The organism is Microbacterium sp. A84, from assembly GCF_051842815.1.
Lineage (GTDB): Bacteria > Actinomycetota > Actinomycetes > Actinomycetales > Microbacteriaceae > Microbacterium.
Genome location: NZ_JBPXMS010000005.1, coordinates 123,003 through 137,443, shown reverse-complemented (window position 1 = coordinate 137,443; position 14,441 = coordinate 123,003). Strand labels below are relative to the sequence as shown.

Below are 14,441 nucleotides of genomic sequence, written 5' to 3'. Positions count from 1 at the left end.
GGCTCTGGGGACGCGTTTGGGGACGCACAACCGACACCGACTACTCAGGATGGTGCTGCAGGGCGCAGCTGCGGCACCATCCGCTTGGGGGATCACGGGTACACATGCAGGGCGATCGTACGGGCGTCTGGGGACACGCCGAGCGATGGCCCTGCATCCGTGCTTCGGCCCTGCAGGTGTGCCGGTCGGTGAGTGTGCCGGTCGGCGAGTGTGCCGGTCGGTGAGTGTGCCGGTCGGTGAGCCGCCGGGTTCAGCTGGCGACGACCACCGTGTATCCCGCATCCACAAGTGACTCGGCCGCGGCATCCGTGATGACCGTGTCGAAGAGCTCGGTGCCACCGACATGGGCGAACGCGACCTGGCCGATCTTGCTCGAATCGGCCACGACAACCGCCCGTCGCGCACGCGAGGCCATCATGCGATTCACGGCGGCTTCACGCTCATCGTGCGTGCTTGCCCCGGCCTCCGCCGACAGTGCGTTCACGCCGATGAAGGCGATGTCGAGTTGGATGCCACTGAGCAGCTGTTCCACGAATGGGCCCACCAACTCGTAGCTGCGGGAGTGGATGACTCCTCCGGTCACAACCACCTTGATATCGGGCCTCGTCGCGAGCTGGGAGGCGATATTGACGGCGTTCGTGACGACCGTGAATTCACCGAGGTCGTCGCGTGCGGCGAGGGCCGCGGCGATCGCCGTGGTGGTCGTTCCGCCGGAGAGGCCGACGACAGCGCCGGTTGTGACGAGCTCGCAGGCTGCGTGAGCGATGAGCTCCTTCTCGTGCGTGCGTTGGTGGCTCTTGTACCGAATCGGCAGCTCGTACGCGACTGACTGCGCCACCGCACCGCCGTGGGTACGAGTGAGCAGCCGCTGCTCGGCGAGGCTGTCGAGATCGCGACGGATCGTCGCCGCGGACGCTTCGAACCGCAGGACCAGATCGTCGACGGAGACCTCACCCTGCCCCGCAAGCAGGTCGAGGATCTTCGCCAGCCGAGCCGCGCGTTTCACGCGGATTCCTGGCTGAGCGACAGGGCCGACGGAGCCGACAGGTCTGACAGGGCGAACAGCCTGAGCAACCGCGCCGCCTCATCGGCAACCGCTACGCGGCCCGGTGCGACGTACTTGCGGGAGTCGACCAGACGCTCATCGGCATCCAGCATCTGACGCACGGCACGCGTGAAGAAACCGTTCAGGTGCGTGGAGACGTTGATCTTCGTCATGCCCGCGCGCACGGCCTGCGCGATGACGTCGTCCGCAACACCGGACGAGCCGTGCAGCACGAGCGGCACATCAAGAGCGGCACGCAGCTGAGCGATCAGCTCGATGTCGAGCGACGCGCTACGGTCGAGCATCGCGTGGGAGGATCCGACGGCCACGGCGAGAGCATCCACTCCCGTTTCGGCGACGAACGCCTGCGCCTCGGCAGGATCGGTGCGCACGCCGGGAGCGTGAGCGCCATCCTTGCCACCGACCTCACCCAGCTCACCCTCGACGTAAACTCCGGCGGCATGCGCCTTGCGTGCGACCTCGGCGGTCAGCGCGACGTTCTCGTCATAGGGCAGCGCGCCGCCGTCGAACATGACCGATCCGAAGCCGAGCGCGATGGCCTCGTCGACAAGCTCGGGGAGCTCGGCGTGGTCGAGGTGCACGGCGACCGGAGTCTCGGCCCGGCGTGCAACGGCAAGAGTGGCGAGGGCGATCGGCTCCAGCCCACCGTGGTACTTCGCGCAGTTCTGCGAGATCTGCAGGATGACCGGCAGTTGCGCCTGAGCGGATGCCAGAACCAGCGCCTCTGCCGTCTCCAGGTGAATCACGTTGAAGGCGCCGATACCGCGGCCGGCAGCAGACGCGTCGCGGATGAGGTCGGCAGCGCGGGCGAGGGTCATTCGGAGTCCTTCTGGTTTGTGGCGTCGGTCACGATCAGGGCGTTTGCGAGCTGTGGATGCTGCGGTGAGATTTCACCGGCAAGTGGCATGAGTACGGCCGCGGCCGACCACGCGGTTGCGCGGCGCAGGATGGTTTCGGTGTCACGTTCGCCGGAGTCGAGCAGCGTTGCGACGGCAGCGACGGCCGCATCACCCGCGCCGGTGGGGTTGCCGGCGAGCGTTTCAGGCAGGCGCGCGTGGAGGATGCCGGTTGCGGTGATCGCGAGCATCCCGTCCGCGCCGAGCGAGAGCATGATGAGCCCGGCGCCGCGGCGAAGCAGTTCGCGCGCGCCGCCGATCGGGTCGTCGAGACCGGTCGCCTCAGCGAGCTCAACCTTGTTCGGCTTGAGCACGGCGACTCCGGCATCCGCGGCAGCGAGCAGCAAGGGTCCGGAGGTGTCGACGATCACCGGCCGGTCACCCGCTGCGGCGATGAGCGCCTCTAAGAGGCCCTCGGGCGCCCCGGGCGGAAAGCTCCCCGAGATCACAACGACTGATGCGAATGCCGCCTGCTCGAAGACGGTCGCAACGAACTGTGCCCACTCCTCACGGGTCGCGCTGATACCGCGTTCGTTGACGATCGTGGTGTCGCCGAGCGACCGGTCGACCCAGGCGATGCTGCGACGGGTCGCGGCCGCAACAGGAACGAGCAGGTGCGGCATGCCGCTGGCATCAAGCTCGGCACGCAGCTCGGCACCGGTCGCGCCGCCGACCGTCGTGATCGCAAGCGCCGCGTATCCTTCGGCGTGCGCGACGCGGGCGACGTTGAGGCCTTTGCCGCCTGCGCGCACGGCGCCGGTGTCAGCGCGGTGCGCTCCGCCGGGCTCGATGCGGTCGATCTCCCACGTCATGTCGAGGGCGGGATTCGGGGTCACGGTGAGAATCATGTCAGCTCCCTCGCGCGCAGTGCCGCGCCCAGCAGGCCGGCGTTGCCTTCGAGCTGCGCGGGGATCAGTTCGGGGATGCGGTGGAAGCTCAGCCGCGCGGCCAGCCGTGTGCGCAGTTCGTCGAACAGCGCGCCACCAGCGCGGGAGAGCCCGCCGCCGATCACGACGGCCTCGGGTGCAAATATTGCGGTGAGCTGCGCGAGCGACAGAGTGAGGGCGTCGAGCGCCTCGTTCCATACCCGCTCGGCGACCCCATCGCCGGCCTGAGCGCGGGCGATGACGTCCTTGGCGCCGGCCGGAGTTTCACCGGTGGCGGCGGCGTAGCGGCGGGCGATTGCTCCGGCGGAGGCGATCGCTTCGAGGCATCCGCGCGCACCACACGCGCACTCCGGCCCGTCGGCAATCGGTGAATGACCGATCTCGCCGGCGTACCCGCCCGCGGTGTACGGCTGACCGCCCACGAGGATCGCGCCGGCGATTCCAGTGCCGATGATGAGAACCACGACGTCGTCGTGCGCACGGGCGCCGCCGAGCTCATGCTCAGCCCAGCTCGCCGATCGCACATCATGGTCGAACGCGACCGGAAGCCCGATCCGTTCTGCGGCGAGCGCGCGCAACGGCGCATCCCGCCAGCCGAGATTGCTCGCGAAGACGCCGATGCCGGCATCCGCATCGACGATGCCTGGCACGACGAAGCCCAGCGCTTCCGGCACCACATCCGGATGCTGCACCCGCAGTTCGTCGGCCAGTCGAGCGAGTTCCTCGATCAGTGCCGTCGCCGGGTCATCGCCGAGGAGAGGCGTCGGGGTGCGGCGCAGACCGAGTGCAGAGCCTTCGGCGTCGAAGAGCGCCGACTTGATGTCGGTGCCTCCAACGTCGAAGGCGAGCACTGGTGCGCCGACTCCGATTCCGGAAGTGGTGGGTGGCATCACGCCTCGAGAATAACCGAGCGGCTCAGGTTGCGGGGCTGATCCGGGTCAAGACCCTTGCCGACCGAGCGTTCGAGTGCGACACGGTGCAGTCGAACGAGATCAGCCAGCGGGTCGACATCGTGCTGCACGAAGCGGCCACCGGTGGCTTCGACCTGACCGGCGAGGCCCTCTGGTGCGACACCGAACTGCCACGTGATGCGGCCAGGTGCGGCGATCGCGATCGGACCGTGGCGATAGTCCATCGACGGGTACGACTCGGTCCACGACTGCGACGATTCGCGCATCTTCAGTGCGGCTTCGTGCGCGAGGCCGATCGTCCAGTTGCGGCCGAGGAAGGTGTACTGGTCTGCCGTCGCGAGGGTCTCGTCGTCGGTGGAGGCAAGCACGGCCTCGGCATCCGCAATCGAACGCGCGACGTCGGAATCTAGGCCGAGCGATGCGCGCATAAGGGTCAGCGCGGTGGTGGCGAAGCGCGTCTGCACGACCGACTTCTCGTCCGCGAAGGGCAACAGCACGGCGTCGTCGACCAGGCCAACCAGCGGCGATGTCGGGTCACCAATAATGCCGATGACCGGGATCTTTCCCTTGATCTGCTCGGTGATCTCCAGCACCTCACTGGTGGTGCCGGAGCGGGTGAGTGCGATGACGGCGTCGTAGTCACGGTCGAGGAAGGCCTCGGATGCCGCGTATGCATCGGTCACGCCGAAACCTGCGGTCTCACGCAGTGCCGCGTACGACTGCGCCATGAACCACGAGGTGCCGCAACCGACGACAGCAACACGCTTGCCTGCCGCGGGGAGCACCTTCTGCTCGTCACGCATCTCTGCCGCGCGGGCCCACGTTGCCGGCTGCGAGAGGAGCTCTGCGCGCATGTGTGCGCCCGGTGCGAGGTTCTGATGTGTCATGAGTTCCAATTCCGTTCTAGACGTCCAGCGTTTGAAGACTTATGGTGCTTTAGTAAGCAAAACAATCATATAACGTCACGGACACAATTCGATGACAAACCGTACATTGTTTGTACACACACTTCACAAATAGGGGTAGTGTCCTACCCAATCCACATATCGGACGACGTGCGCGAAGCCGCGCACCGAGACCACGCACCGTCGCGTGAGTTCCTTTTCTTCGTGACGGCGCATCCACACACAGTGAGGAATGACATGAAGAAGTCTCTGCGGTTCGGCGCTGTCGCCATCACAGCGACCGCGACGCTCGCGCTCGCATCCTGCGGGTTCGGCGGCTCGGGTTCAGGTTCCGACGGCGGTGGGGATGGCGGCGACGCCGGCTCCACCACCACGATCGATCTGCTCGTGCCCAGCTATTCCGACAACACGAAGGGCCTCTGGGAAGACGTCATCACCGGCTTCGAAGCCGCAAATGACGGCATCAAGGTCAAGCTCGAGGTGCAGTCGTGGGACAACCTCGAAAGCGTGATCGCCACAAAGGTTCAGGGTGGCGAGGCGCCCGACATCTACAACGGCGGCCCGTTCGCCGGCTTCGCGGCCGATGAACTGCTGTACGACGTCGAAGAGGTCACGAGCCCCGACACCTTCGCCGACTTCCAGGAGTCGTTCATCAAGAACGAGCAACTCGACGGCACGACGTACGCACTGCCGTTCATCGCATCCGCCCGTGCACTGTTCGTCAACAACGACCTTCTCGAGCAGGCCGGCGTCGAAGCGCCGACCGACTGGGATTCGCTACTGGATGCCGCGACGAAGGTGTCCGCCCTCGGCGACGGTATCGCCGGCTACGGCATGCCACTCGGATCCGAAGAGGCGCAGGCAGAAGCGGCCGTATGGCTGTGGGGCGGCGGCGGATCGTTCGGCGATGAGTCGACGATCACCATCGACACTCCGGAGAACCTCGTCGGCGCTGAACAGATCAAGAAGATGATCGACGCGGGCGCCACCCAGGCCGACCCCGGTTCGACCCAGCGTTCACCCCTGATGGATATATTCATCCAAGGCAAGATCGGGATGCAGGTGGGTCTGCCGCCTACGGTCGGCCAGATCGCCGAGGGCAACCCCGACCTGAACTACTCCATCGTTCCGATCCCCACCAAGGACGGCTCGCCGTTCACGCTCGGCGTCGCCGACCAGCTGATGGCCTTCCAAAACGACGGAGACAAGGCCGAGGCGATCACGGCATTCTTCGACTACTTCTACTCACCGGACGTCTACGTGCCGTGGGTGCAGGCGGAGGGATTCCTGCCTGTGACGAAGTCGGGTTCTGAGCAGCTCGCCGACGATGAGGCGCTCGCGCCGTTCCTCGAGGTTCTGCCGGATGCTCAGTTCTACCCCTCCACGAACGCCCAGTGGTCGGCGACGGACGGAGCATTCAAGTCGCTGTTCGGTCAGCTGCAGACGAAGTCGGCCGCTGACGTGTTGGCAGAGATCCAGGCACAGGTCGACGCGGGCTGACGCCCGGAGATGAAGGGGTTCGGGATAGTTCCATGAGCCGAATGACGAAATCCTCGAGCCCCGTGGGGGCGGCCACCGGTCGCCCCCACACCCCCGACAACACGGACGCTGTGCCGCAGAAGAGCCCCGGTGCACGGGAGTTGCTGCGTGCGTTGCCGTGGCTCGCGCCCGCACTGATCCTGATCATCGGCGTGGTGCTGTTCCCTGCGGGGGTGATGTTCTTCAACTCCACGCGAGACATCTCACTGTCCGGTCTCGACAAAGGCTCGGTCGGCTTCGACAACTACATCGCCGTGTTCAACTTCCCGGCATTCTGGCCGATCATGGGGCGCACGGTCATCTGGGTTGCCTCGGTCGTCGTGATCACCGTCGTAATCTCGCTCGGGCTTGCGCAGATCCTGAACAAGGCGTTTCCGGGTCGCCAACTCGTGCGGCTCGCCGTGATCATCCCGTGGGCGGCATCGGTCGTGATGACGACGCTGGTGTTTTACTACGGCCTTGAGCCGTACTTCGGCGTCATCAACAAGTTCCTTGTCGACATCGGCCTGGTCGCCACACCCGAAGGCTTCGGATGGACGCGCAATCCCACGACCGCGTTCGCCTGGTCAATCGTGATCGCGATCTTCGTGTCGCTGCCGTTCACGACCTACACGCTGCTCGCTGGGCTCCAGTCCGTGCCTGGCGATGCGCTTGAGGCAGCGAAGATGGATGGTGCGGGACCGGTGCGCACCTACTGGTCGATCGTCTTCCCGCAGCTACGCGGGGCACTCAGCGTCGCCGTACTCATCAACATCATCAACGTGTTCAACTCGCTGCCGATCCTGAAGGTGATGACCGGATCGATACCCGGTTACGACGCCGACACGGTCATGACGATGATCTTCAAATACATCGAACTGCAGAAGAAGGTCGATGTCGCCAGCGCACTGTCTGTGGTGGCCTTCCTGATCGTGATCGTGATCGTCGCGGCCTACGTGAAGATCGTCAAGCCCATGAAGGAGGTCTGATGATGACCATCACAGAGACCCGCCTCATCACTACGTCCGGGGGCGGCCGCCCCGGGGCACCCGTCGGGCGTCGACGTCGCTACACGGCCGACCAAGTGTCGCTGCCTCGCGTCATCCTGCGTATGGTCGCCGGCGCCCTCGTTCTCGGCATCTTCGTGCTGCCGTACGTGATCATGTTCTTCGGCTCCGTGAAGACGAAGTCGCAGATCCGCTCGGTCGACCCGACGTATTTCCCGGTGGAGTGGCACTGGGAGAACTACATCCACATGTGGTCGACGCCAGAGACGCCGCTGCCGTACAACCTGATCTCGACGATCGTCATCGCGGTATTCGCAACGCTGCTCGTGCTGGTCGTGGCGATGCCTGCCGCGTATTACACGGCACGATTCAAGTTCCCCGGGCGCATGGTGTTCCTGTTTCTCGTGATCGTCACGCAGATGCTGCAACCGGCCGTGCTGACCTCTGGCCTGTTCCGACAGTTCACGGTGCTCGGCCTGGGCGACACCTGGGCGGCGATGATCTTCATCAACGCGGCGTTCAACCTGTCGTTCGCGGTGTGGATCATGCACTCGTTCTTCGCCAGCATCCCGAAAGAGATCGACGAGGCCGCGCAGATCGATGGTGCCGGACGACTGACGGTGCTGTTCAAGATCAGCCTGCCGCTGGTGTGGCCCGGCATCGTCACCGCGATCGTGTTCACGTTCGTCGCCTGCTGGAACGAGTTCGCCGCGTCGCTGGTGATCCTGTCCACAGACAAGAACCAGCCGCTGTCCGTCGCGCTGACGAAGTTCGTCGGTCAGTACGAGACCAGCTGGCAGTACGTGTTCGGCGTCTCGATCGTCGCGATCCTGCCCGTGATCATCCTGTTCATGATGATCGAGAAGCGCCTCGTCGGCGGGCTGACCGCGGGGAGCGTGAAGTAGCCGGGTACACCTGTCGGTTGAAATTACGGATGCCTGTCCAACTCCCCGATCTGGACCGACATCCGTAATTTCGACCGACATCCGTGCGGCCGGCAGCCGCCCGTCAAACCGGATGATTCCACCGCACCCCGAGCACGGTGGTGAGCGCATACTGCGCAGCCCCGAGATGCGCTTCGGATTGTGGATGCGCGAACCGCACCCGCATATCGCTCGTGCCGCTCGCCGCATAGGCAGTTTCCCGACGCAGCAGTTCGAGGAACGGCTCCCCCAGCGCTGCGGCGGATCCGCCGAGGATGACCTCGGCCGGATCAAGCATTGCCGAGATCAACTTCGTCGCGCGTGCGAGAGCGACAACCCCGGCCGCCAATCGTTCCGGCGCAGCAGCCGCGGCGAGCGCACGGGCATCCGCCTCCGGCATCCCCTCGCTGAATCCTTCGCCGAGCATCGCGACCATCGACGACGCGGATTCCAAACAGCCGGTGAGCCCGCAGCCGCACTCCACTGCCGCATCTCCGAAGACGACCTGCACATGGCCGATCTCACCGGCGCGCGACCGCGGGCCCGGCGCGATCACACCGTCGAGCATCGTGGTCGCGCCGATGCCGACCCCGAGGTGGATGAAAATGCGGTAGCCGAACTGATCCGGTGAGATCGTCGCCTCCGCGATGGCTTCGGCATCCACGTCGTTGATGAGCAGCACCGGCACATCGAGGATCGACTCCAGCTGCGCAGCCAGCGGCAGATCGCGCCATCCGAGCTGCACGCTCTCGAGCACGACCCGTCCGTCGGTCGCACCGGGCAGCTGCACACTCGCGACGAGAAGCCGATCGCCGTGAGACGCGGCCCACCGTGTCGCGATACTCGCGAGAACACCGACCGTCTGCTCAGGCACGTACTCGGTGCGGGACTGCTCGATGACTCGACCGTCGAGGCCGACGAGTGTGGCGATAACCTCGGTTTGATGCACCACCATGGTGAGGACGACAAGGTGGTCGTCGACGCTGAGCGTCGTCGCCCGCTTGCCGCCCGTGCTCGCCGCCTGCTCACCCTCGATGACGTATCGACTCTCGATGAGTTCGGCGACCAGCGACGAGGCCGTGGCGGCAGTGAGTCCGGTGGCTCGGGCGATCCCCGCGCGGGTCTGCACGCCTGGATCCAGGAAAACCAGCTGCAACGCACGCCTCAGATTCGCCCGACGCATCATGCTCTGCGCGTCAAATCCGACGTCATCGGTGAGTGTCGGCTTCATCAGCGCTCCTTGGCGACAGGTGGCAGGCGGCATCGCTTGACATGGACATCGGACGTCCATACGCTGAGCATACTTTAGTGACTGAACTAAGTATGTTGTTCGGCGAAGGAGTATCGTGCGATTCACCCACCCTAGAAGACGGCCGGTGCTGTGATGAGCACAATCACGCTCGCGGATCTTGAAGCCCCGCACCTCCGCTCGCCCATCGGCTCTCCCCAGCGGGTTCGGCGCCATAATCGCGGCATGGTGTTACGCGCGCTGCAGCGCGAGACGACTGTCAGTCGTGCCGACCTCGCTCGCATGACAGGCCTTGCGCGGCCCACCGTCTCAGAGGTCGTAAAGCACCTGCTGCTCGACGGCATCGTCGTCGAGACCGGCCAGAGCCAGGAGACCAGACCGGGAAAGCCTGCTGTCATGCTGCGCCTCGACCACGACGCCACACAGGTGATCGCGATCGACCTGAGTGATCCGGCCGGATTCCGCGCCGCGCTGTGCACACCGGACGGACGCATCATCGAACGCGCTATGCGCCCGGCGGGAGTGGATGCTGTGGCTGCAGCCCTGGCGATGGCCATCGAACTCGCAGCCGTTGCCACCCGCCCGCTGCTCGGCATCGGAATCGGCATCCCTGTAGAGAGCGGTCGTGGATCAGACGGCGCCGCCGGCGCCGAACTGACGGAGACACTGCATCGCAACCTGCAGGTCGAAACCCGCACACCCGCTCGCGTGAGCAACGTCGCCGATCTTGTCGCGCTCGCCGAGCACCGGAACGGCCGCCACGGTGACTTCCTGATGGTGCGGTTGGGTGAACGGGGCAGCACAGCATTGCATCTGGGTCCCACAGAAGGCGCTCATTCCACGGCACGTGAGCTCGCTCACCTCGTCGTCGACGATGCACCGGATGCGGGATCCCCCACGTGTGTGTGCGGGCGAAGTGGCTGCATCCACTCTTGGATCGGGTCAGCGGCCCTCGCCGCCCGGATCGATGCGGCATACGACGCGCGCGAAACCCGGCGGGCGGCCGCCCACCACCTCGGCAGGTCGCTGGCGGGAATCACCGCGGCGCTCGATCTGAAGCGCGTCGTGATCAGTGGGGCGGACGCAATCGTCGATTCGACGTTCTGCGACGATGTGGCGGAAGTGCTCCGAACAAGCACAGCGCTGCCATCGGGCGCTCCGATCGAGGTCGACCCTGCATCAATCGGACAGGATGCGGTTCTGCGCGGCGCCGCCGCCCACGTCGCAGGTTCCGCGTTGGGAGTCCGCTAGAACGCGGACTCGGGGCTCAAGCCGGGTACGTCAGCGGCCTTCAGCGGCCTCGGTGTGGTGGCGGATGACCTCAGCCACCACGAAGTTGAACCACTTCGCGGCGAATTCGGGGTCGAGGTGCGCTTCTTCGGCGAGAGCGCGCAGACGCGCGACCTGCTGCTCTTCGCGCCCCGGATCGGACGCCGGCATCGCATGCTCTGCCTTGAGAATGCCGACCTGCTGGGTGGCGCGGAACCGCTCGGCCAGCATGTAGATGAGCGCGGCATCGATGTTGTCGATGCTGCCTCGCAGGCGCAGCAGCTCGGCTCGGGCGTCGTCGGCGTCGGTCATGTGTCTCCTCATCGTCGGCGGTTAAGACGATATCGTGCGTCGGCGCTCTAGAGTTGGCGCATGAGCACTGAACTGCCCGTGGAACCTGACGATGTCACCGCGACCGCCAACGAAGCGACCGCCAACTCGCGGGCTGAAGCTGCCACGAAGGTGAAGCCCAAGAAGCGGAAGCCTGCACCAGCGGAGGCTGTCACCGCCCCCGAGATTGCACCGAAGCAGGTCATCGAGCCGATACCGTCGAGCCGCTCATTCTGGACACGCATCGACCGACCCTTCATGTTCGGCTTCCTCGTCACCCTCGGCGGTCTTGCCGCGATCCTGCTCGGACTCGCGCTGTCGAACCTGTCAACGGTGATCATCTACATCGCCCTCGCACTGTTCGCCGCTCTCGGCCTCGACCCCGCCGTGCGCTTCCTCGAGCGGCGCGGCATGAGCCGCGGGTGGGGTGTGGTGATCGTACTCATCGGCCTCATTGCCGCCCTGGGCCTGGTCATCTGGGCGATCGTCCCCGTCGTGGTCGCGCAGATCGCCAGCTTCGTCAAAGATGTTCCCGTCATGGTCGGGGACTTCCAGCAGAGCGACCTCTACGCGACGTTGGAAGATCAATTCGGCGACCAGTTCCAGACGCTGGTCGGCGATGTGCAGGGTTTCCTCACTGACCCGGGCAACATCGCCACGATCGGCGGCGGCGCACTTCAGGTCGGCGCATCCATCGCCAACGGCATCTCCGGCGCAGTGATCGTGCTGGTGCTCATCATCTACTTCCTGGCAACTCTGCCAGGCATCAAGCAGGCGATGCTTCGCCTCGTCCCGGCACGCGACCGTTCGAACGCCGACCTCATCAGCACCGAGATCACCGACTCTGTCGGTGGTTACGTCATGGGCATGGTGACTCTGGCGTTCATAAACTCGATGCTTGTTCTGGTTCTGTACACGGTGCTCGGCTTGCCATTCCCGCTGCTGCTGGCCGTGGTCGCGTTCCTCATCACGCTGATCCCGCTGGTCGGATCTCTGCTGTTCTGGGTGATCGGAACCGGAATCGCCCTGTTCGGCGACAACATCATCTTCGCGCTGATCTTCGCGGTGATCTACCTGATCTACATGCAGGTGGAGTCGTACTTCCTGACGCCGAAGGTGATGAACCGAGCGATCGCCATCCCCGGCTCGCTAGTCGTCATCGGCGCACTGGTCGGCGGCACCCTGCTCGGACTGCTCGGGGCACTCGTGGCGGTGCCAGTCACGGCATCCATCCTGATCATCATCAAGAAGATCTGGATCCCCCGGCAGGATGCCAGGGTCTAAGCAGCTCTAAAGACCTTCGAAACTGTCGTCGACGATTCCGACGAACTTCGTCCCGACGCCTTCGAATTCAGCGCGGTGGTGTCCTGGTGCCGGCTTCGGCAGGTCGGATGGCAAGTGGTGGCTGCAGCTCACGTAGGTGAACTCCTTCGGCCACCACTTCTTCGGCCTAGCCGTCTCGGTGTAGCCGCACACGGCACATGTCAGCGTGGCCCAGATCGGGCGCGCGCCCTTCTTGCGGTTCGCCCGCGACTGGACGAGCCACGCGGGCGGATCCTGCTCCAGCGCAGCGAACTCCGCCTCGCTGATTCCGTCGTCCAGCCCGTGGCGCACGACCATCTCCAAAGGGATGTCGAGCCGGTGGGCGAGGTCACGCTTGGAGATCATTCGACCATTCTCCCAGGTCACCGGCACGATCATGCCCGCTCTTCGGAGCATGACGAGGGGTCTCCCCGGCGACTGCCGGGAAGACCCCTCCTCAATCGATCAGATCAGACCGTTGTCCGTCAGCCACTGCGTGGCAATTTCTTCAGGAGAGAGCTGGTCCACCGTGCTCTGCACGCCGAGCGCGACGAGGTCGTCGACACTCAGCGCCGCGCTGACCCCGTTGATGACCGCCACTGCCTCCTCGGAGACGTCGCTCGACGCGATCGGAACGACGTTCGAGGCGAGGATGAGGTTCTCCGGGTCTTCCAGCGCGACGATGTCCTCGGTCTGGAACGCCGGGTCTGCACTGTAGATGTCGGCGACCTGGATCTCGCCGGCCAACAGCGACTCAAGCGTCGTGTCACCCGTGGCTGAGAAGGCGAGGTCGACACCGTAGAGCTCCTTGGCGCCCGCCGGACCATACGGGCGCTGTTCGAACTCCGGAGCCCCACCGATCGTGACCTGCTCGCTGACGTTCGCAAGGTCGGCGATCGTCGTGAGGCTGTTCGCTGCGGCGAATTCCTTCGTCACGGTGTAGGTGTCCTGGTCGCTGGCCTCGGCGTACTCGAGCGCAGTCAGGCCGTCCGGCAGCACACCTTGAAGCGCCGCGTAGACAGCATCCGGGCTGTTGGTATCGGCCGAGCCGTCGTAGAACTCGAGCAGGTTGCCGGTGTACTCCGGGAACAGGTCGATCGCGCCAGATTCGAGCTCGGGAATGTACGCGTCGCGCTGCCCGACGTTGAACTGCCTCTCGACCTCGATGTCGGCGTTCTCCAGCGCCTGGGCGTAGATTTCGGCGATGATCTCGTTCGAGTAGTAGGCCTGTGACCCGATGACGATCGTGTCGGAGGCCGCGTCGCCGGAGTCGCCTCCGTCGGCGGCGGGGTCCAGGGGGTTGCTGGTGGCGCAGCCCGCGAGGACAAGCGAAGCGGCGAGCGCGATGCCGCCGGCGAGGACGAGGCGTGACTTTCGTGCGGTGAACATAATGTTCCTCTCTGATGGTGAGTCGATGTGGATGCTTTTGCGCCCGTTCACGCGGGGGCGTGCGAGGCGTTCCGGCCAGGGCGCGGGCGTTTCGTTCCGATCTGCTGCACGCGTACACCCGCCGGCACCGCAGCTCGCTGCGCGGCAGCGAGGAGGAGATCGACGAGCAGGGCGAGCAGGGCGACGAGGATCGCCGCGCCGAGCACCTGGTCAAAGCGGCGCAGCGGAATGCCCTGGATGATCGGCCAACCCAGCCCGCCAAGATTGACGTAGGCCGCGATGGTGACTGTAGCGATCACCTGCAGGAGCGCCGCGCGGAGGCCGCCGACGAGCAGCGGGAGACCGAGTGGCACCTCGACCTTCCAGAACACCTGCCATTCGGTCATGCCCATCGAACGGGCAGCGTCAATCACGCGGCGGTCGATCGCTTCGAGGCCGGTATAGGCTCCGGCGAGCAGCGAGGGGATCGCCAACAGCACGAAGGTGATGACCGCGGCCTCGGGTATGCGCAGCACGCCGAGCAGCAGCACGAGCAGGATCAGCAGTCCGAAGGACGGCACCGCGCGTGCGGCACCCGACACCGCCACGGCGAACTCGCGACCGCGCCCGGTGTGGCCGATGAGCCAGCCCAGCGGAACGGCGATCACTGCGGCGACGGCGACCGAGATCACGGTATAGAACAGATGCTGACCGAGCAGGATGGGCAGCGCATACGACCCTTCCAGTCGTTCCGGGGAGAACAACCAGGCCAGCGCCTCAGCAAAGACATTCATGCGGCAACGCTCACGT

The 14,441-nt window shown here is 65.3% G+C and carries 15 protein-coding genes; 5 read left to right on the top strand and 10 right to left on the bottom strand.

Translation table 11 applies throughout. The annotated features are described in order from the left end of the window. Positions 1–250 precede the first annotated feature (250 nt). Genes ACSU04_RS17495 through ACSU04_RS17475 form a run of 5 tightly spaced genes read right to left on the bottom strand, consistent with a single transcriptional unit; the run spans position 251 to position 4,647 of the window. A complete protein-coding gene (locus ACSU04_RS17495; protein WP_439290460.1) occupies positions 251–1,006 on the bottom strand; it encodes a DeoR/GlpR family DNA-binding transcription regulator in 756 nt (251 codons plus the stop codon). Further along, complete coding sequence (locus ACSU04_RS17490) at positions 1,003–1,884, bottom strand: class II fructose-bisphosphate aldolase (protein WP_439290459.1); 882 nt, start codon at positions 1,882–1,884, stop codon at positions 1,003–1,005. Before ACSU04_RS17490 ends, ACSU04_RS17495 begins: the two co-directional genes overlap by 4 nt. Beyond that, positions 1,881–2,810: a 1-phosphofructokinase family hexose kinase gene (locus tag ACSU04_RS17485; RefSeq protein ID WP_439290458.1), complete on the bottom strand. Its 930-nt coding sequence runs from the start codon at positions 2,808–2,810 to the stop codon at positions 1,881–1,883. Before ACSU04_RS17485 ends, ACSU04_RS17490 begins: the two co-directional genes overlap by 4 nt. Continuing rightward, a complete protein-coding gene (locus ACSU04_RS17480; RefSeq protein WP_439290491.1) occupies positions 2,807–3,739 on the bottom strand; it encodes an ROK family protein in 933 nt (310 codons plus the stop codon). Before ACSU04_RS17480 ends, ACSU04_RS17485 begins: the two co-directional genes overlap by 4 nt. Further along, a complete protein-coding gene (locus ACSU04_RS17475; RefSeq protein WP_439290457.1) occupies positions 3,739–4,647 on the bottom strand; it encodes an SIS domain-containing protein in 909 nt (302 codons plus the stop codon). The genes ACSU04_RS17480 and ACSU04_RS17475 overlap by 1 nt, the downstream gene beginning before the upstream one ends. Positions 4,648–4,902: 255 nt before the next feature. On the opposite strand from ACSU04_RS17475, the gene ACSU04_RS17470 reads away from it, so the two are divergent. From ACSU04_RS17470 to ACSU04_RS17460, 3 genes are read left to right on the top strand one after another with little or no spacing between them, the layout of a single operon-like run. Then, a complete protein-coding gene (locus ACSU04_RS17470; RefSeq protein ID WP_439290456.1) occupies positions 4,903–6,165 on the top strand; it encodes an extracellular solute-binding protein in 1,263 nt (420 codons plus the stop codon). 32 nt (positions 6,166–6,197) lie between these two features. Then, positions 6,198–7,172 (top strand): carbohydrate ABC transporter permease, encoded by a 975-nt coding sequence (locus tag ACSU04_RS17465; protein ID WP_439290455.1) that lies wholly within the window; start codon positions 6,198–6,200, stop codon positions 7,170–7,172. Then, complete coding sequence (locus ACSU04_RS17460) at positions 7,172–8,095, top strand: carbohydrate ABC transporter permease (protein ID WP_439290454.1); 924 nt, start codon at positions 7,172–7,174, stop codon at positions 8,093–8,095. The genes ACSU04_RS17465 and ACSU04_RS17460 overlap by 1 nt, the downstream gene beginning before the upstream one ends. A 103-nt stretch (positions 8,096–8,198) precedes the next feature. Here the strand turns inward: ACSU04_RS17460 and ACSU04_RS17455 are convergent, their stop codons facing one another. Continuing rightward, positions 8,199–9,344 (bottom strand): ROK family protein, encoded by a 1,146-nt coding sequence (locus ACSU04_RS17455; RefSeq protein WP_439290453.1) that lies wholly within the window; start codon positions 9,342–9,344, stop codon positions 8,199–8,201. A gap of 243 nt (positions 9,345–9,587) precedes the next feature. Between ACSU04_RS17455 and ACSU04_RS17450 the strand changes: the two genes are divergently transcribed. Then, positions 9,588–10,613 (top strand): ROK family transcriptional regulator, encoded by a 1,026-nt coding sequence (locus ACSU04_RS17450; protein ID WP_439290452.1) that lies wholly within the window; start codon positions 9,588–9,590, stop codon positions 10,611–10,613. A 30-nt stretch (positions 10,614–10,643) separates the two neighbouring features. Here the strand turns inward: ACSU04_RS17450 and ACSU04_RS17445 are convergent, their stop codons facing one another. Beyond that, positions 10,644–10,943 (bottom strand): chorismate mutase, encoded by a 300-nt coding sequence (locus ACSU04_RS17445; protein ID WP_439283540.1) that lies wholly within the window; start codon positions 10,941–10,943, stop codon positions 10,644–10,646. A 60-nt stretch (positions 10,944–11,003) separates the two neighbouring features. On the opposite strand from ACSU04_RS17445, the gene ACSU04_RS17440 reads away from it, so the two are divergent. Then, positions 11,004–12,245, top strand: coding sequence for an AI-2E family transporter (locus tag ACSU04_RS17440; RefSeq protein ID WP_439283538.1), 1,242 nt, complete (start codon positions 11,004–11,006; stop codon positions 12,243–12,245). 6 nt (positions 12,246–12,251) lie between these two features. On the opposite strand, the gene ACSU04_RS17435 is transcribed toward ACSU04_RS17440, so the two are convergent. The 3 genes from ACSU04_RS17435 to ACSU04_RS17425 form a co-directional block, all read right to left on the bottom strand. Then, a complete protein-coding gene (locus tag ACSU04_RS17435) occupies positions 12,252–12,629 on the bottom strand; it encodes a hypothetical protein (protein WP_439290451.1) in 378 nt (125 codons plus the stop codon). Positions 12,630–12,728: 99 nt separating this feature from the next. Then, the gene (locus tag ACSU04_RS17430; protein WP_439290450.1) at positions 12,729–13,652 is read right to left on the bottom strand and encodes an ABC transporter substrate-binding protein; all 924 of its coding nucleotides are present in this window, start codon (positions 13,650–13,652) and stop codon (positions 12,729–12,731) included. 47 nt (positions 13,653–13,699) lie between these two features. Continuing rightward, positions 13,700–14,425 (bottom strand): ABC transporter permease, encoded by a 726-nt coding sequence (locus tag ACSU04_RS17425; RefSeq protein WP_439290449.1) that lies wholly within the window; start codon positions 14,423–14,425, stop codon positions 13,700–13,702. Between the last annotated feature and the right edge of the window lie 16 nt (positions 14,426–14,441).

Excerpts from the sequence above, each read along its gene's own strand:
- ACSU04_RS17490 (WP_439290459.1), bottom strand. The coding sequence starts at position 1,884 with ATGACCCTCGCCCGCGCTGCCGACCTCATCCGCGACGCGTCTGCTGCC.
- ACSU04_RS17485 (WP_439290458.1), bottom strand. The coding sequence starts at position 2,810 with ATGATTCTCACCGTGACCCCGAATCCCGCCCTCGACATGACGTGGGAG.
- ACSU04_RS17480 (WP_439290491.1), bottom strand. The coding sequence starts at position 3,739 with ATGCCACCCACCACTTCCGGAATCGGAGTCGGCGCACCAGTGCTCGCC.
- ACSU04_RS17475 (WP_439290457.1), bottom strand. The coding sequence starts at position 4,647 with ATGACACATCAGAACCTCGCACCGGGCGCACACATGCGCGCAGAGCTC.
- ACSU04_RS17470 (WP_439290456.1), top strand. The coding sequence starts at position 4,903 with ATGAAGAAGTCTCTGCGGTTCGGCGCTGTCGCCATCACAGCGACCGCG.
- ACSU04_RS17465 (WP_439290455.1), top strand. The coding sequence starts at position 6,198 with ATGAGCCGAATGACGAAATCCTCGAGCCCCGTGGGGGCGGCCACCGGT.
- ACSU04_RS17460 (WP_439290454.1), top strand. The coding sequence starts at position 7,172 with ATGATGACCATCACAGAGACCCGCCTCATCACTACGTCCGGGGGCGGC.
- ACSU04_RS17455 (WP_439290453.1), bottom strand. The coding sequence starts at position 9,344 with ATGAAGCCGACACTCACCGATGACGTCGGATTTGACGCGCAGAGCATG.
- ACSU04_RS17450 (WP_439290452.1), top strand. The coding sequence starts at position 9,588 with ATGGTGTTACGCGCGCTGCAGCGCGAGACGACTGTCAGTCGTGCCGAC.
- ACSU04_RS17445 (WP_439283540.1), bottom strand. The coding sequence starts at position 10,943 with ATGACCGACGCCGACGACGCCCGAGCCGAGCTGCTGCGCCTGCGAGGC.
- ACSU04_RS17440 (WP_439283538.1), top strand. The coding sequence starts at position 11,004 with ATGAGCACTGAACTGCCCGTGGAACCTGACGATGTCACCGCGACCGCC.
- ACSU04_RS17435 (WP_439290451.1), bottom strand. The coding sequence starts at position 12,629 with ATGATCTCCAAGCGTGACCTCGCCCACCGGCTCGACATCCCTTTGGAG.
- ACSU04_RS17430 (WP_439290450.1), bottom strand. The coding sequence starts at position 13,652 with ATGTTCACCGCACGAAAGTCACGCCTCGTCCTCGCCGGCGGCATCGCG.
- ACSU04_RS17425 (WP_439290449.1), bottom strand. The coding sequence starts at position 14,425 with ATGAATGTCTTTGCTGAGGCGCTGGCCTGGTTGTTCTCCCCGGAACGA.